Genomic DNA, 15,833 nt, shown 5'->3' with positions numbered 1-15,833 from the left:
GGATGTGGGGGAGTTGGGCGCGGTCGTCGGTGCGGCGCGGGTGTGGGGTGCGGGTGTGGGGTGCGGGTGTGGGTGCGGGTGTGGGGTGCGGTGCGGGTGGTGTGGGTGCGGTGTGGGTGCGGTGTGGGGTGCGCCTTTTGGCTGGGGTACCGAGGCGTGAGCTGTTCGTGGGGCGTGGTTTAGTGCGGTGCGGCTACGTTTACGGTTGGGATTCCGCCGCCTGCTCGGGCTATGACGGCCAGGGACGGGGTGTGGCTGGGGTTGCTTTCTCGGTGGATGGTGAAGGCGGGTACGTGGACGAAGTCGCCGGCTACTGCGTCCAGGTAGTCGTCGGAGCCCTCGAACTCGAGGCGTAGTACGCCGGACACGATGTACAGGCTGCTCTCGTTCTTGTCGTGGTGGTGCCAGCCGGAGATCGCGCCGGGTTCGGTGACGACCTGACCGGCCCACAGGATCGGCAGTTCGAAGGCCCGCATCCGGAGCATGCCGGATGTCGGGTCGGCGGCGACCAGGTCACCGGCCTTGATCACACGAACAGATTCAGCCATACCGTCAGTCTGCCGCCGCCACGCTCCGGCGAGAAGGCCCTTAGGTGTGGACAGGGCCTAGGCTGCTGAGATGGCAAGGATCGTGTTGCGGGTTCGGCTCGTCAGCGGTGACCACCTTGATGTCACCTACGAGGAGGCCGATGTGGCGGACGACGAGGTGGTCGAGCGCGCCGTCGCAGCGCTCGCGAGCGATGCCGGCATACTCCGGTGCAGACATGGTGACCGGCTTCTCGTGCTGTTCGCACGGGGAGTTGCCGGGTTGGAGCTCGCGCCGCGAGGCGCGGTGCTCTGACTCGGGCTCACCGAACCTACCGGAGCTGCGCCTCGAGTGATTTGGCGACGGGTGCGATCTCGGCGTAGACGCCGGGGCTGCCTGGTTGGGCGCAGCCCTGTCCCCAGGACACAACGCCGAGCAGACGGCCGTTGAGGACAAGCGGGCCGCCAGAGTCGCCCTGGCACGCGTCGGTACCGCCCTGCAGGTAGCCGGCGCACACGTTGGTCGCAGCGGCGTACCCGTTCGCAACGTAGCTCTTGTTCGCCAGACAGGTCTTGTCGCCGAGGTCCGGTACGGCGGCCTTCTGCAGCGTTTCGTCCGGCCCGGTGTCCTGCGTGTCGCCCCAGCCGTAAACGGTGGGTACTGCGCCTGCCGCGTCCGCCCTCGCGCGGGTCTCGAGTGGCAGCACCGGTACGCCGGTGAAGGGCTTGGCCAGCGTCAGTACGGCGACGTCGTACCGGTTGTTCTTCGTGTTGTAGCCGGGGTGGATCCACACCTTGCTGATCGCCGACACGCGGCCCGCCGTGTCGTCACCGAGGTCGGCCCGGCCCTGCACTGCGTAGTACGTCGAGGTCGCCTCGTCCATGCAGTGCGCTGCGGTGACGATCTTGTCGGGCTTGATGAGCGCAGCGCCGCAGTACCGCCCGCTGGAGGAGGTGGACTGCGTCGTGTTCAGAGCGATCGCCCACGGGGCCTCGCTCACGCTGGTGACCGTGCCACCGACGATGCACGGCTTGGCTCCGGCCGTGAGGGTCAGCAGGCCGGCGACTACAAGTACTCCCCGTGAGAATCTCATCGCTTTAGGTTAGCGAACCACTGGAGCCTGCAGACTTCCGTACCTCTCCATGCGCTGCCAACGCAGCCTCGTACCCGCCAGCGCAGTGAAGACCGACTGGATGACCACGAGGTACATGAGCTGCCGGTAGACGAACTGCTGCAGCGGCAACGTCCAGAGCGGACCAGGGCGTTCCCCGTCCAACCGGAACGCGTAGAAGCCCATCGCCACCTGCAGCAACACGAAGCCGGCCCACACAGACAGCACACGCACCGGGTTGAGGAAGATCAGCCCGTAGATCGCGAACACATCCACCGCCGGGGCCAGCAACGGCAGCAGCACCTGGAACAGCATCAGGTACGTAAGACCGCGCCGCCCGAACTTCCCTGCCGGTCCGCGCTGCACCATTGCCCCACGGTGCTTCCACATCGCCTGCAGCGTCCCGTAGCACCAGCGGTACCGCTGCCGCCACAGCGCACCCATGGACGCCGGTGCCTCGGTCCACGCCACCGCGCTCTCCTCGTAGACCACCCGCCACCCGTCGCGGCACAGCGCCATCGTCAGGTCGGTGTCCTCGGCCAGCGTCACGTCGCTCAGCCCGCCGATCCGCTCCAGCGCGGTACGGCGGAACGCGCCAACAGCCCCCGGCACGGTCGGCATGCACTCGGCGAGGTCGAACAGCCGGCGGTCGAGGTTGAAGCCGATCACGTACTCGATGTGCTGCCAGCGGCCGATCAGACCGCCGCGGTTGCCCACCTTGGCGTTGCCGGACACCGCACCGACGGACGGGTGCCCGAACGGCTGGACGAGCTTGCGGACCGCGTCCGGCTCGAACACGGTGTCCCCGTCCACCATGACGATCAGCTCGAACCGAGCCGCTTTCAGCCCGGTGTTCAGCGCCACCGGCTTACCGGCATTCGCCTGGCGGATCACCCGGACCCCAGGTATCCGCAGCGACTCGACGAGGTCCGCCGTACCGTCCGTGGAGCCGTCGTCGACGACGATCACCTCCAGCGGATGGTCGGACGCCACCAGCGAGCGGATCGCTGCCTCGATCCCTGCGCTCTCGTTGTACGCGGGAACGATCACGCTGACCGGCTCCGTCACAGGCGGCCCGTAGACCCAGCCACGCATGCGCGCGTGCCGGCGAGCGGCTACGACCGTGGCGATGGCCCTTAGGACGCTCAGCGCGCCCGCGGCGTACAAGAGCCAGCCGATGACGCTCAGGACCCAATCGCTGATCCGCATCACCCAGATGACCACCAGACCACGGCCTCGGTCCAGCAGGCCGGCCTTGCGCGTCGGGTCCGGTAGACCGACCGCTTCGCTCACGGTGGCGAAGCGGAAGCCACGGGCCTTCAGCCGGGGAAGCAGCTTGCTCAGAGCCGCTACGGTCTCGCTGCGGTCGCCACCGGCGTCGTGCATCAGCAGCACCTGTCCGGCAGTACTGCGCGGCATCGAGTTGGCGATCACCTGGTTCACGCCAGGACGCCGCCAGTCCTCGCTGTCCTGGCTGGTCAGTACCGCGAGGTACCCGGCCTTCCGACTCTGCTCGAGCGCTGCCCAGTCACGGTCGGTCAGCGCGTTCGGCTCGGAGGAGTACGGCGGCCTGAGTAGCGTCGTACTCACGCCTGTCGCGCCGGCGAGGATCAGCTGGCTCTGGCTGAGCTCCAGCGAGCGTCGCCACGACGAGGCGTTCGACAGGTTCGCATGAGTGAAGGTGTGCACCGCGATCTGGTGACCTTCGGCAACTATTCGGCGGGCCAGCTCGGGATGCGCCGCGACCTCGGTGCCGACCACGAAGAACGTCGCATGTACGTGCTGTGCGCGCAGCACGTCGAGGATCCTGGGCGTCCACACCGGATCCGGCCCGTCGTCGAACGTGATCGCGAAGGTACGGGCCTTCGGAGACACCGACCGGGGGCTGCCGGAGGTGGCGTCGATGACGGGGCCGCCGTTGACGATCTGCCGCGGCACCGTCGCGTTCCCACCGGTCGACCGGACAGCGCCGTCGGGTGCCGCGCCGAACATGTGGTGCGTGTAGCCGTTCAGCAGCAGCATGCTCGACAGGCAGACCAGCAACATGGTCAGGACGATCCAGTGCGTCCGCAGCGGTACCTGCTTCGCCCGGCGCGCGGCCCGGCGGCTCACGGGGTCGGCGTCTTGGTCTTACCCGGTGGGGCGGTCGGCTTGTTGCCGTGCGTCGGGGTCGGTGTCGGTGCCGCGGTGGTCGGCGCCGTCGTCGGCGAGTTGGTCCGGCCCGGCGCGGTCGTCGTGCTGGTCGGCACCGCCGTGGGTGCGATGGACGGCGGCGGTACCGGTGTACCGGTCGGCACGATGGTGGGCGGACCCGAGGTCGGGCTCGTCGGCGGAGACGGTGTCGACGAACCGTCGGACGGCGTACTCGACCGCTCGGACGGTGCGTGGCCCGGGGTCGGGGAGGGCGTTTCCGCCGCGGCCTCCACCGGTGCCTTGGCCGGCCGGTGACCGACGGCGGCCGGTGCGGGAATCAGCGGTGTGTCCAGGCGCGGCCCGCCGAGCAGGCTACTGACCATGAGGATCAGGTAACCGACAGTAGGTACGGCCAGGAAAGCCCCGGTCCTTCGGATGGCGCGACGACGACGCCCGGTCGCATCCATGAACACGGGCCGCCGAGGGGAAGGCGGTTTCACAAGCCTGGGAGCTTAGCCGAACCGAGAAGAGATTGGGACATTGCGAGTCTTGCAGCTTCGTGCAAGCCCTTGCCTGATGAATTCTCAGGATTGAAACCCGACGCTATGCGGCCACCCGGGGCCGGGGTGGCTACTGTCGTCAGGTGCAGAAATGGCCTGGTCGTCCTTACCCTCTCGGTGCCACGTACGACGGCGCCGGGACGAACTTCGCGGTGTTCTCGGAGGTTGCCGAACGAGTTGACCTGTCGCTGCTCGGCGACGACGGAACCGAGCAGCTGGTCCCGCTGACCGAGGTGGACGGTTTCGTGCACCACGGGTACCTGCCGGGCGTGCAGCCGGGCCAGCGGTACGGCTTCCGCGTGCACGGCCCGTACAACCCGGCCGAGGGGCACCGCTGCAACCCGTCCAAGCTGCTCCTGGACCCGTACGCGAAGGCGGTCGACGGGCAGATCGACGGCGACGAGTCGCTGTTCAGCTACCGGTTCGCCAAGCCGGACGAACCGAACACGATGGACAACCGCGAGCACACGATGCTGTCGGTCGTCACCAACCCGTTCTTCGACTGGGGCAACGACCGCCCGCCGGGCCACGCGTACCACGAGACGGTCATCTACGAGGCGCACGTCAAGGGGATGACCAAGACCCATCCGGGGCTGCCGGAGAACATCCGCGGTACGTACGCCGGCATCGGGCACCCGGCGATCATCGAGCACCTGAAGGAGCTCGGGGTGTCCGCGATCGAGCTGATGCCGGTGCACCAGTTCGCGCAGGACGGGCACCTGCAGGAGATCGGCCTGTCGAACTACTGGGGCTACAACACCATCGGCTTCTTCGCGCCGCACAACGCCTACGCGTCCACCGGCACCCGCGGTCAGCAGGTGACCGAGTTCAAGGCGATGGTGAAGGCGCTGCACGAGGCCGACATCGAGGTGATCCTCGACGTCGTCTACAACCACACCGCCGAGGGGAACGAGTTCGGCCCGACGCTGTCCTTCAAGGGCATCGACAACACGGCGTACTACCGGCTCGTCGACCAGGACAAGTCGCACTACTACGACACCACCGGCACCGGCAACAGCCTGCTCATGCGGCACCCGCACGTACTGCAGCTGATCATGGACTCGCTGCGCTACTGGGTCACCGAGATGCACGTCGACGGCTTCCGCTTCGACCTGGCCGCCACACTGGCCCGGCAGTTCCACGAGGTCGACCGGCTGTCGGCCTTCTTCGACTTGGTACAGCAGGATCCCGTGGTGAGCCAGGTGAAGCTGATCGCGGAGCCGTGGGACGTCGGCGACGGTGGCTACCAGGTGGGCAACTTCCCGCCGCTGTGGACCGAGTGGAACGGCAAGTACCGCGACACCGTCCGCGACTACTGGCGGGGCGAGAAGTACACACTGGCCGAGTTCGCGTCCCGGCTGACCGGCTCGTCCGACCTGTACCAGGACGACAGCCGCCGCCCGCTCGCGAGCATCAACTTCATCACCGCCCACGACGGCTTCACGATGCGCGACCTGGTCTCGTACAACGAGAAGCACAACGAGGCGAACGGCGAGGGCGGCAAGGACGGCGAGAGCTTCAACCGCTCGTGGAACTGTGGCGCGGAAGGCGCCACCGACGACCCCGAGGTACTGCGGTTGCGCGCCAAGCAGGAGCGCAACTTCCTGACCACGCTGCTGATCTCGCAGGGCGTACCGATGATCGCCCACGGCGACGAGCTCGGGCGGACCCAGGGTGGCAACAACAACGTCTACTGCCAGGACAACGAGATCTCCTGGATCGATTGGGAGCTGACCGAGCCTCAGAAGCATCTGCTGGAGTTCACCCGGTCGCTGGTGAAGCTGCGCAACAACCACCCGGTGCTGCGGCGCCGCCGGTTCTTCCACGGCGACACCGGGATCGACGGTCTCGGCGACCTGGTCTGGTTCACGCCGAACGGCACCGAGATGCAGAACGGCGACTGGCAGCGCGACGACGCCCGCGCGATCGCGGTGTTCCTGAACGGCGACGCGATCTCGGAGCCCGATCCACGCGGTGAGCCGGTGGTCGACGACTCGTTCCTGATCCTGCTGAACGGCGACTTCGAGGCGGTCGACTTCCTCCTCCCGCCCGAGGAGTACGGCGAGAACTGGACGGTCGCGGTGGACACGACGACCCCGACCGGCCTCGGGGACACCGAGGCGCACGCCGCCGGTACGACGGTCCAGCTGGAGGCCCGCAGCACGCTGGTCCTGACGCGAACCAGGCAGGCGGCCGGATGAACCAGGTCCCGCAGGCCACCTACCGGTTCCAGCTCCGCGCCGAGTTCGGCTTCGACGACGCCGCGGCGCTGGTCCCGTACCTGGCGAGCCTCGGGATCTCCCACGCCTACCTGTCGCCGATCCTGCAGGCGGCCCCCGGTTCCAGCCACGGGTACGACGTGGTCGACCACAGCCGGCTGTCCGAGCCGATGGGCGGCCGGCCGGCGTTCGACCGGCTCTCGGAGCGGCTGGCGCAGTACCGGCTCGGAGCGGTCGCGGACGTCGTACCGAACCACGTCGCCGTACCCACGCCGGAGAGTCTGAACAAGGCGCTGTGGTCGGTACTGCGGCTCGGGCCGGGTTCGCAGTACGCGGACTGGTTCGACGTGGACTGGGGCTCCGGGAACCAGCCGTTGCTGATGGCCGTGCTGGGTCAGCGGATCGGCAAGGTGCTGGCGGACAACGAGCTCGCGGTCGATGGCGACGTACTGCGGTACTACGACCACGAGTACCCGCTGCGCCCGGGTACTGAGGGTCTGCCGATCGAGGAGCTCGTCACCGAGCAGTGGTACCGGCTGGCGCACTGGCGGGTCGCGGACGAGGAGCTGAACTACCGACGCTTCTTCGACGTGGACACGCTGGCCGCCGTACGGCAGGAGACGCAAGAGGTCTTCGACGCGACGCACCAGCTGCTGCTGGCGCTGCTGCACGAGGGGAAGCTCAACGGCTACCGCATCGACCACCCGGACGGTCTGGCTGACCCGCGTGGGTACCTGCGCCGCCTGGCCGAGCGCACTGGTGGTGCTTGGGTCGTGGTGGAGAAGATCCTCGAGGGTGACGAGGAGCTCCCAAGAGACTGGCCCTGCGCCGGCACGACGGGGTACGACGCTCTGCTCCGCGTCGGTGGTCTGTTCATCGACCCGGCGGGCGCTGCGCCGCTGGCGGCACTGCACTCCGAGCTCACAGGTGCACCGGCCGACTTCGGGCCGGTGGTGGAGGAGGCGAAGCGGGAGATCGTCCAGCACGGTCAGTACGCCGAGGTGCATCGCCTGGTCGAGCTACTCGCCCGCATTTGTCAGGACGACGTACGGCTGCGTGACCACACCAGGCGGGCGTTCCACCAGGTCGTGGCCGAGCTGCTCGTCCACTTCGATGTCTACCGTGCGTACGTCGTCCCTGGTGAGCCGGCGCCCGCCGCAGCGGTCGCTGCGATGGAGCGGGCGGCCGAGAAGGCACGGGCGAATCTCGACGAGGACCGTCAGGCCACGCTGGACGTCGTACTGCACCTGCTGCTCGGGCGGGAGACGAGCACGATCGACGAGCAGGCGCGGGCCGAGCTGATCGTACGGTTCCAGCAGACGTGTGGTCCGGTGATGGCGAAGGGTGTCGAGGACACCGCGTTCTACCGCTGGCTGCGGCTCACGTCGCTCAACGAGGTCGGTGGGGACCCGGAGCACTTCGGTGTCTCGCCGGAGGAGTTCCATGCGTACGCGTCCCGGCTGAACAAGCACTGGCCGAAGACGATGACCACGCTGTCCACCCACGACACCAAGCGTTCTGAGGACGTACGCGCTCGGCTGGGCGTCCTGTCCGAACAGCCTGCCGCATGGTCCGAGGCGGTCCGCGAGTGGCGCCGCCTGTCCGAGGACCATCGAAGCCCGCTGCTGGACGGCAGCACGGAGTACCTCTTCTGGCAGACGCTCTTCGGCACCTGGGATGACGGTCCGCTCGCTGAGGACCGCATGCAGGCCTACTTGCTCAAGGCGATCCGAGAGGCCAAGCGACTCACGTCGTGGACCTCTCCGGACGAGGAGTACGAGCAGACCGTCGCAGCCTTCGCAACGGCGGTCCTCCACGACCAGACCGTTCTTGACGCGGTGCGGCGCTTTGCGGACGACCAGACCGATTACGTACGAGCAGCCACGCTCGGGCAGAAGCTGGTGCAGCTGACGATGCCCGGCGTACCCGACGTGTACCAAGGGACCGAGCTGGTCGACCTGTCACTGGTAGATCCCGACAACCGCCGCCCGGTCGACTACGAGCGCCGCATCGAGCGGCTGCAACACCTGGACGCCGGAGGCAAGCCTGAGGACCTCTCGGACGAGAAGCTGCTCGTCACGTCCAGGGCGCTCCGCATCCGCCGGCAGTATCCGGACGCGTTCGCAGGGAGTTACACGCCATTACCGACGTCGAACGGACATGCGGTCGCGTTCGCACGTGGAGACGCGGTCATCACCGTGGCGACCCGGCTGCCGGCAGCACTGCAGCGGCTGGGCGGCTGGGGTGACAGCACGGTCGTACTGCCCGGCGGGCAATGGAAGAACGTGCTGACCGGCCGGGAAGTCGCAGGTGCGACCGGCATCGCCGACCTGTTGACCGATCTCCCGGTCGCCTTGCTGGTCAGGAGCTGACATGCACACGTTCCGCGTCTGGGTGCCTGAAGCAACCAATGTCGACCTGGTCCTGCGGGACGGCGTGCTGCCGATGCGTTCGGTCGACGACGGCTGGTGGGAACGCCACGTCGCCGAGGCCCACCACGGCACCGACTACGCCTACTCCGTCGACGGCAGCGACCCGCTCCCCGATCCACGCAGCCCGTGGCAGCCCGACGGCGTCCACGGGTTCAGCCGCACCTTCGATGCGGACCGCTTCGGCTGGAGCGACGACAGCTGGACCGGCCGTGACGTACGAGGCGCTGTCTTCTACGAGCTCCACATCGGTACGTTCACACTGGAAGGCACGCTGGATGCAGCGGCCGAGCACCTGGACTACCTGGCCGTGCTGGGCGTGGAGGTGGTCTCGCTGATGCCGGTGGCCGCGTTCCCCGGCGCTCACGGCTGGGGGTACGACGGCGTCGACCTGTACGCCGTACACGCACCGTACGGCGGACCTGAGGCGCTGCAGCGTTTCGTAGACCGCTGCCACGACGCAGGACTCGCTGTCTGTCTGGACGTCGTCTACAACCACCTCGGTCCGAGCGGGAACTACCTGGCCGGCTTCGGGCCGTACTTCACCACGAAGCACGACACCCCGTGGGGTCCTGCGGTCAACCTGGACGACACAGGGAGCACGGAGGTACGTCGGTGGATCTGCGACAACGCCCTGCGCTGGTTTCGCGACTTCCACCTCGACGCGCTTCGGCTGGACGCCGTACACGCGCTCGTTGACGACAGCCCGGTCCACCTCCTCCAGCAGCTGTCTACTGAAACAGCAGCACTGTCGACGCAGCTAGGACGCCCACTGGGCCTGGTAGCCGAGTCCGACCTCAACGACGCGCGCACAGTCGACCCGGTGTCCCAGGGCGGCAAGGGGATGACCGCGCAGTGGAACGACGACTTCCACCACGCCCTGCATGCGCTGCTGACCGGTGAGCGGTTCGGGTACTACGTGGACTTCGGGGACCCTGCGGTGTTCGCGAAGACGTTGACCAAGGTGTTCCTGCACGACGGGATCTACTCGACGTTCCGGCACCAGCAGTGGGGACGACCGGTCGATCCGCGGACGCATCGCGGCGGGCAGTTCCTCGCGTACACCGCGACGCACGACCAGATCGGGAACCGCGCGCTCGGGGACCGGCCCGCGCTGACTCCTGGGCAGCTCGCGATCGGTGCCGCGCTCGTCCTCACGTCGCCGTACACGCCGATGCTCTTCATGGGTGAGGAGTGGGGAGCGTCCACGCCGTGGAGGTTCTTCACAGACTTCCAGGAGCCGGCGCTCGCCGACGCGGTGCGGAATGGGCGGCGGCGCGAGTTCGCGGAGTTCGGGTGGGACGCGGAGGAGATTCCGGACCCGCAGGACCCGCAGACCCGGCGGAGTTCGGTGCTGGACTGGTCGGAGCCGGACGAGCAGCCGCACCGCGAGGTGCTCGAGTGGTACCGGCACCTGCTCAAGTTCCGGTCCCGGATGCCGGAGCTTCGCGACGACTCGCTCACCTCGGTCGCCTGCGAGTTCGCGGACCACTACCTGGTGGTGAAGCGCGGAAGCCTCCGGGTGGTGGCGAACCTGAGCCCGGCCGAGGCGACGGTTCCGATGGACCAGGAGCCCGAATACCTGGTGATGTCGTTCGGCGCGGCGGAGGTCGCCGGCAGCGGCATTCGGTTGCCGGGTCACGGCGTGGCGATCGTCGCCGTCTGAGACTTACCGAACAATCTGCACGTTTGTGGGTCATTCCAACAGAACCCGGCGTTCGAGCGTGTTGATCCGTGATGATTTCCGGAATCGCTTGTCTACGGCCGCTTCCGTGACCGACTGTGGATTGCCAGCAGGGGACCGGGGGGGTTTGACGGGAGGACCAGATGACTGTCGGAGGCGTCGACACTTACTACGACTACGAAGAGAAGCAGTGGAAGAGCCGGAAGCTGGGCGGTGGTCCGATCCACCACGGCCCTGTCTGCCCGGCGCCCCGCACTCCGGACCACGCGGTGCACGACACCACGACCACCACCCACGAGCGCCGACCGTCCGGCCACCAGGTGGTACCGAAACACGCACTGAACTGACGCTGAACTGACACTGCGCGCCCCTCAGCCGACGACGGTCGTCACGTCGTCGGCCAGAGGTCTGTGTGCCGGCAACGCGCGCCCGCGGCGGCCGTGGTACGGGACAGGCCGGGGCCGGGAGCGAGGTAGTTTCGGGGTCGCATAGAGTGACACCTGTCACGACAAGGAAGGACCCCGCGCGATGTCCGACGCAGACGAGAAGCCGCCGTTTCCCGGCTTCGACACGACCAAGCCGAGCATCGCCCGGACGTACGACTACCTGCTTGGCGGCAAGGACAACTTCGCGATCGACCGCGCCTTCGGCGACCGGTTCATCAACGAGCTCCCGGGCTCGCGGGTGATCGCGTACGACAACCGCGGTGCGCTGGTCCGCGCGGTCGACCAGATCGTCCGGACGACGACGATCCGCCAGTTCGTCGACCTCGGCAGCGGGCTCCCGACCGCGGACAACGTCCACCAGGTCGCCCAGCGGTACGCGCCCGAGACCAGGATCGTGTACGTCGACAACGACCCGATCGTGCTCGCCCACGGCCGTGCGCTGCTCGCCGAGAACGACAACACCACGGTCATCCAGGCCGACCTGCGCGACCCGAAGAGCATCTTCGAGAACGAGGACACGCTCCGCCTGATCGACTTCAGCAAGCCGGTGGGCGTCATCTTCAGCGCCGTCCTCCACCATGTCAACGACGACGAGGACCCGGCCGCCATCGTCGCCGCCTGGCGCGACCGGATCCCCTCCGGCAGCCACGTCTTCATCAGCCACTTCCGCAGCGAGAACGACCCCCGTAGCCAGGAGCTGGAGCAGGTCCTCCAGGGCTCCCTGGGCCGCGGCCGCTGGCGCACCGACGAAGAGATCCTCGCCCTCTACGGCGAAGGCTTCACCGTCCTGGAGCCCGGACTGGTTCCCGCCGTCGAGTGGCGCAACGACGACGAACCCGACGACCTGACCGACTACCAGCGCCTGATCGCCGCGGTGCTCGCCGTCAAGGACTGACGGTCCTCCTCAAGAAAGCGAACTGTGCGGTCTTCGTGCTGCCGTCCGGGTAGTTGATCTTCGACTCGGGGCCGGGGGTGAAGCCGCTGCGGTGGAAGCGGGCGATGGCGGCCGTGTTGCGGGCGTCCGGTTCGACGACAATGCGTGGGTTGCCGAGGTGGTCGAACACGAACGTGGTGATCGCGTCGATCAGGTGGCCGGTGAAGCCGCGGCGTGGTTCCCCGGGCGCGATCAGCAGGTGTACGCCGAGATCGCCCGGCTCGAGGTCGTACGCCGCCCCGGCCGGATCCGCCTGCGGGTCGTACGTCTGCAGCAGCGCGACCGGCTCCTCGTCCAGCCGTACGACGTACACGTGATGCGTCGGCACCGAGTCCAGGAACTCGTACGTCGCGGCGATCTCCTCCCGCGACAGCGACCGCATTCCCCAGAAGACCGCCCGCTCCGCCGTGACCCATTCGTGGATCAGGTCCAGGTCCCGCGCTGGATCGGCCTCCTCGAGCCGCACCGTACCGAAACCGTCGACGTCGACCGAGAAGCCCGACTGCTCCCGCGCCGCGGGCCCAAGAGCAGGCGCGAGCGATCCGTTCAACCAGAGTGGAAGCTGGTCGTGGTGGTGCGGATCCCCGAGTACGCCGGAGGCGCCGAGCGGGACGATCCATCGACTGGCCGAACGATCCGCGAGATCCCACGCGTACCGGGCCGCCGACGCGCGAATGCACACGTCCGTCAACCCGGGAAGGCTCGACGTCGACAGTACGCAGTGGTGGTCGCCGGACAGGCCGAGGTCGATCGGCTCCTCGTACGGCGCGAACACCGGCCCGCGCAACGCATGCAGCGGCGAAAGCTGGTGGGTCTCGCCCCACGGCGGCCGCGGGCTGTTCGCGGCGACCTCCTCCAGCGCCTCGCGGGCGAGCCAGCGGAGGTTGATCTGCGGGACGAGGTCCGTCGCGAGCAGGTTCTCGAGCGCGTACGAGACGTGGGTCAGCGGATCCATCCACGGCGCGAAGATGTCCGGCACCTGGGCGTTCTCCAGCACCGCGAAGTGGTCGGTGAGCCGCGACACGAGCGCCTTGCGGAGCGCGGCGTACGACGAGGCGGTCGTATTGTCCGCGTCCATCCGCCGGTCCCACCCGAACAGCTCGTCGCGAAGGGCAACTGCCTGCGGTGACAGGTCGACGAGACCGGTGAGCAGGTCGAGTACCGAGCCGGCCGAGCCGAGGTAGGTGTCGCGGTGGATGTCCGGCATGTCGTCGACCGACCAGTCGTCTCGTGCGTTCACCAGTTCGCGGATCCGGTCCGCGCGATGCGGTGCCGCGAACTCGACTCCCAGCGGTGCCGCCAGTTCGCGCGCGTTGGCCATCACGGCCGGCCCGTCCACGTCCGCCCGCGGCAGCTCCAGCCAGCCGTCCCACTCGTGGCCGGGTTCCCAGGCCGGTACGACGCGCAACATGTTCGACCGCTCTCGCCGCGCCACGACCCCCGCGGTCCGGTGCAGCAGTCCGCCCGCGGTGTCCGCGGCGAGTACGACGTTGACCGGCTCGACCCACTCGTCGAACGCGGCGTCCACGTCGGCGACGGTAGTTGCCCGCAGCAACTGAGCCATCGCCTCGAACCCGAGCCGCCCGGTCACCCGAGGTGGGTACCGCAGCGAGATCGCGTCTCCCGCGGCGGCACCGCTGATGATCACCGGCCCGCGATCCGTCTCGATCACCTCGACCTCGACCGGATCCGCCCCGGCGACCTCCACCACCTCGGTGTGCGCTGCAGCCGGCTGCCACCCGTCCGGACCGAACGCTTCTACACGAGTAGCCGTACGACGAAGGCGCTCGGCGTACAGGTCCTGGTAATCGGCCATCGCGTTCGTGATCGACCACGCGACCGTGCCGGTATGACCGAAATGCGCCAGCCCCGGGATCCCCGGAACCGCCAGCCCGAGGACGTCGTACTCCGGGCACGCCAACCGGAGCTGCTGGTAGACGCCCGGGCTCTCGATGTACCGGTGCGGATCACCCGCGACGACCGCCGAGCCCGAAGCGGTGTGCGTACCAGGGATCAACCAACCGTTGCTCCCGGCGCCGTGGGGACCCTCCGACGAGAACAACTCGAGGGCCTCGTCCCCCAGCAGCGAAGCGACGTGCGTCCGCCAGAGCTTGGACGGAAAACCGGCGAAGAGAATGTGCACCGCGAGCCAGATCCCGAGCGGTGTCCACGGCTCCCACTTCTGCAACGTCAGCCCGGTCTCGGCGAACTCCGGCGCTCGCAGCGCCCCGCCCGGCAGCGCGTGGTTCACCCCGTCGACGTACGCCGCGACCCACTCCCGCGTCTCCGCGTCGAGCGACTCGAAGCATCGCTGCGCTGTGTCCGCGAGCCGGGCCTGTCGCGCGAACACGTCCCACGGGACCGCCTCCGGCCCGAGGAACGCGGCGGTCGTCCCGAGGCATCGCCGACGCTCCAGCTCGAGCTGCCAAGCGCGGTCGCGAGCGGCATTCACACCCTGCAGATACACCAGCGCGAGCGGATCACCGGCCTGCAGGTGCGGCACGCCGTACGTGTCCCGGAACACCCTGGCATTCACAAACATCCCCCACATCATTGAGGTTAGGCTCGGCTAACTTACGTGGCAGCTTTCGACAAAGCCAACTGCAATTCTCGCCGGTGGTCCACCGAGACACCGAGTGAAGTCCCTCGGCTACTGGAACGCTGCGTACCCTGACGTACGTGATCACCCCGCTCGACCTCACCGACCGCCAACTCGCCGAGCGGCTGCTCGAGATCCAGCATGCGGCGTACGCCGTGGAGGCCGAACTGATCGGGTTCGACGGAATCCCGCCGCTGCAGGAGGGTCTACACGAGTTGATGGCCTCGACCGAGTACTGGCTCGGGCGGTACGACGGGACGCAGCTCGTCGCCGCGGTCGCTTACGAACTGCCCGACGAGCGCACCGTCGAGATCTCCCGGCTGGTCGTGGATCCTAAGCACGCACGGCGCGGTCACGGACGGGCGCTGCTCGACCACCTGGACGAGGTCGAGCCGCGACCGGTCAGCGAGGTCTCCACCGGCTCGGCCAACACCCCGGCGGTCAACCTGTACCTGTCCCGCGGGTACGAGCAGATCCGTGACGTCGAAGTTGCCCCGGGCATCTACATCACGAACTTCCGCCGCGGGTCCTGACTTGCTCGAAGCCGTAGTACAGGGCCAGTAGGAACACGATCGCCAAGGTGAGCTGGGCGGAGACGAACGAGATGCCGATCGTCGCGCCGTAGATCACGGTGCCGACCGAGTAGCGGATCAGTGAGTTGCGGATCTCCGCCTTGGACATGTTGTGGTCGACCAGGTGGTGGCGCAGCACGTACCACCAGATCAGGCTGAACGCGATCGCGGACAGTGTCAGCGTCGCGCTGTAGACGGCGCCCGCGACGTGCCCGTCGCGGTCCTCGAGGTGTTCCGCGAACAGACTGGTCGGGAACGGCAGCAGCGTCACCCACAGCAGCAGCAACAGGTTGAGGAACATCAGCCCGCGGTCGGCGCGCTGGATCTGCCGGAACATCGAGTGGTGGTTGACCCACATGATGCCGAGGATCGCGAAGCTGACCAGGTACGCCGCGAACTGCGGCCACTCGTCCAGCAGCGCGGGCCACAACCGCTGACCCTCCTCGAGCTCGGGGGCGTGCAGTTCGAGCACGAGGAGGGTGATCGCGATCGCGAAGACGCCGTCACTGAAGGCTTCGAGCCGATTGGTCTCGGCAAGATCTGACTGGTCGGCGAGATCGGACGGGTTGGCAACGTCGGACTGGCCGGGCTGGTCGGGCTGGGTGCTCACGGGCACCAAGT

The 15,833-nt window shown here is 68.0% G+C and carries 13 protein-coding genes; 8 read left to right on the top strand and 5 right to left on the bottom strand.

The window, feature by feature from the left end; genetic code table 11:
• Window positions 1–179: 179 nt before the first annotated feature.
• A complete protein-coding gene (locus tag ACZ5BU_RS20685; RefSeq protein ID WP_465701050.1) occupies window positions 180–548 on the bottom strand; it encodes a cupin domain-containing protein in 369 nt (122 codons plus the stop codon).
• 70 nt (window positions 549–618) lie between these two features.
• Here ACZ5BU_RS20685 and ACZ5BU_RS20680 point away from each other — a divergent pair, with 70 nt between their 5' ends.
• A complete protein-coding gene (locus ACZ5BU_RS20680; protein WP_465701048.1) occupies window positions 619–840 on the top strand; it encodes a hypothetical protein in 222 nt (73 codons plus the stop codon).
• A 16-nt stretch (window positions 841–856) separates the two neighbouring features.
• Here ACZ5BU_RS20680 and ACZ5BU_RS20675 read toward each other — a convergent pair whose 3' ends face one another.
• Window positions 857–1,618 carry a S1 family peptidase gene (locus ACZ5BU_RS20675; RefSeq protein ID WP_465701046.1) on the bottom strand — a complete coding sequence of 254 codons (762 nt, stop codon included), beginning with the start codon at window positions 1,616–1,618 and terminating at the stop codon, window positions 857–859.
• Window positions 1,619–1,627: 9 nt separating this feature from the next.
• A complete protein-coding gene (locus tag ACZ5BU_RS20670; RefSeq protein WP_465701044.1) occupies window positions 1,628–3,748 on the bottom strand; it encodes a bifunctional polysaccharide deacetylase/glycosyltransferase family 2 protein in 2,121 nt (706 codons plus the stop codon).
• 12 nt (window positions 3,749–3,760) lie between these two features.
• Here ACZ5BU_RS20670 and ACZ5BU_RS20665 point away from each other — a divergent pair, with 12 nt between their 5' ends.
• The 6 genes from ACZ5BU_RS20665 to ACZ5BU_RS20640 all read left to right on the top strand — a co-directional run bounded on the left by ACZ5BU_RS20665 (window position 3,761) and on the right by ACZ5BU_RS20640 (window position 12,002).
• Window positions 3,761–4,084 (top strand): hypothetical protein, encoded by a 324-nt coding sequence (locus ACZ5BU_RS20665; RefSeq protein ID WP_465701042.1) that lies wholly within the window; start codon window positions 3,761–3,763, stop codon window positions 4,082–4,084.
• A 328-nt stretch (window positions 4,085–4,412) separates the two neighbouring features.
• Window positions 4,413–6,530, top strand: a complete 2,118-nt coding sequence (glgX, locus tag ACZ5BU_RS20660) for a glycogen debranching protein GlgX (protein ID WP_465701040.1) — start codon at window positions 4,413–4,415, stop codon at window positions 6,528–6,530.
• On the top strand, window positions 6,527–8,920 hold the full coding sequence (treY, locus tag ACZ5BU_RS20655) for a malto-oligosyltrehalose synthase (protein ID WP_465701038.1): 2,394 nt from the start codon (window positions 6,527–6,529) through the stop codon (window positions 8,918–8,920). The genes glgX and treY overlap by 4 nt, the downstream gene beginning before the upstream one ends.
• 1 nt (window position 8,921) lies before the next feature.
• A complete protein-coding gene (treZ, locus tag ACZ5BU_RS20650) occupies window positions 8,922–10,643 on the top strand; it encodes a malto-oligosyltrehalose trehalohydrolase (RefSeq protein WP_465701036.1) in 1,722 nt (573 codons plus the stop codon).
• A 161-nt stretch (window positions 10,644–10,804) separates the two neighbouring features.
• Window positions 10,805–11,008, top strand: a complete 204-nt coding sequence (locus ACZ5BU_RS20645; RefSeq protein WP_465701034.1) for a hypothetical protein — start codon at window positions 10,805–10,807, stop codon at window positions 11,006–11,008.
• A 181-nt stretch (window positions 11,009–11,189) separates the two neighbouring features.
• Entirely contained in the window at window positions 11,190–12,002 is an 813-nt protein-coding gene (locus ACZ5BU_RS20640; protein ID WP_465701032.1) for an SAM-dependent methyltransferase, read from the top strand.
• Here the strand turns inward: ACZ5BU_RS20640 and ACZ5BU_RS20635 are convergent.
• Entirely contained in the window at window positions 11,992–14,583 is a 2,592-nt protein-coding gene (locus ACZ5BU_RS20635; RefSeq protein ID WP_465701030.1) for a GNAT family N-acetyltransferase, read from the bottom strand. The two genes, ACZ5BU_RS20640 and ACZ5BU_RS20635, sit on opposite strands and share 11 nt — an antisense overlap.
• Before the next feature lie 137 nt (window positions 14,584–14,720).
• Between ACZ5BU_RS20635 and ACZ5BU_RS20630 the strand changes: the two genes are divergently transcribed.
• Window positions 14,721–15,173 (top strand): GNAT family N-acetyltransferase, encoded by a 453-nt coding sequence (locus tag ACZ5BU_RS20630; RefSeq protein WP_465701028.1) that lies wholly within the window; start codon window positions 14,721–14,723, stop codon window positions 15,171–15,173.
• On the opposite strand, the gene ACZ5BU_RS20625 is transcribed toward ACZ5BU_RS20630, so the two are convergent.
• Window positions 15,148–15,822: a TMEM175 family protein gene (locus tag ACZ5BU_RS20625; RefSeq protein WP_465701026.1), complete on the bottom strand. Its 675-nt coding sequence runs from the start codon at window positions 15,820–15,822 to the stop codon at window positions 15,148–15,150. The two genes, ACZ5BU_RS20630 and ACZ5BU_RS20625, sit on opposite strands and share 26 nt — an antisense overlap.
• Window positions 15,823–15,833: the final 11 nt, after the last annotated feature.

This window comes from Kribbella sp. NPDC031520 (assembly GCF_055580825.1).
Note: the sequence above shows the minus strand (reverse complement) of the source record. Positions and strands in the feature narration are given on the sequence as shown.

Excerpts from the sequence above, each read along its gene's own strand:
- ACZ5BU_RS20685 (WP_465701050.1), bottom strand. The coding sequence starts at position 548 with ATGGCTGAATCTGTTCGTGTGATCAAGGCCGGTGACCTGGTCGCCGCC.
- ACZ5BU_RS20680 (WP_465701048.1), top strand. The coding sequence starts at position 619 with ATGGCAAGGATCGTGTTGCGGGTTCGGCTCGTCAGCGGTGACCACCTT.
- ACZ5BU_RS20675 (WP_465701046.1), bottom strand. The coding sequence starts at position 1,618 with ATGAGATTCTCACGGGGAGTACTTGTAGTCGCCGGCCTGCTGACCCTC.
- treY (WP_465701038.1), top strand. The coding sequence starts at position 6,527 with ATGAACCAGGTCCCGCAGGCCACCTACCGGTTCCAGCTCCGCGCCGAG.
- treZ (WP_465701036.1), top strand. The coding sequence starts at position 8,922 with ATGCACACGTTCCGCGTCTGGGTGCCTGAAGCAACCAATGTCGACCTG.
- ACZ5BU_RS20645 (WP_465701034.1), top strand. The coding sequence starts at position 10,805 with ATGACTGTCGGAGGCGTCGACACTTACTACGACTACGAAGAGAAGCAG.
- ACZ5BU_RS20640 (WP_465701032.1), top strand. The coding sequence starts at position 11,190 with ATGTCCGACGCAGACGAGAAGCCGCCGTTTCCCGGCTTCGACACGACC.
- ACZ5BU_RS20635 (WP_465701030.1), bottom strand. The coding sequence starts at position 14,583 with ATGTTTGTGAATGCCAGGGTGTTCCGGGACACGTACGGCGTGCCGCAC.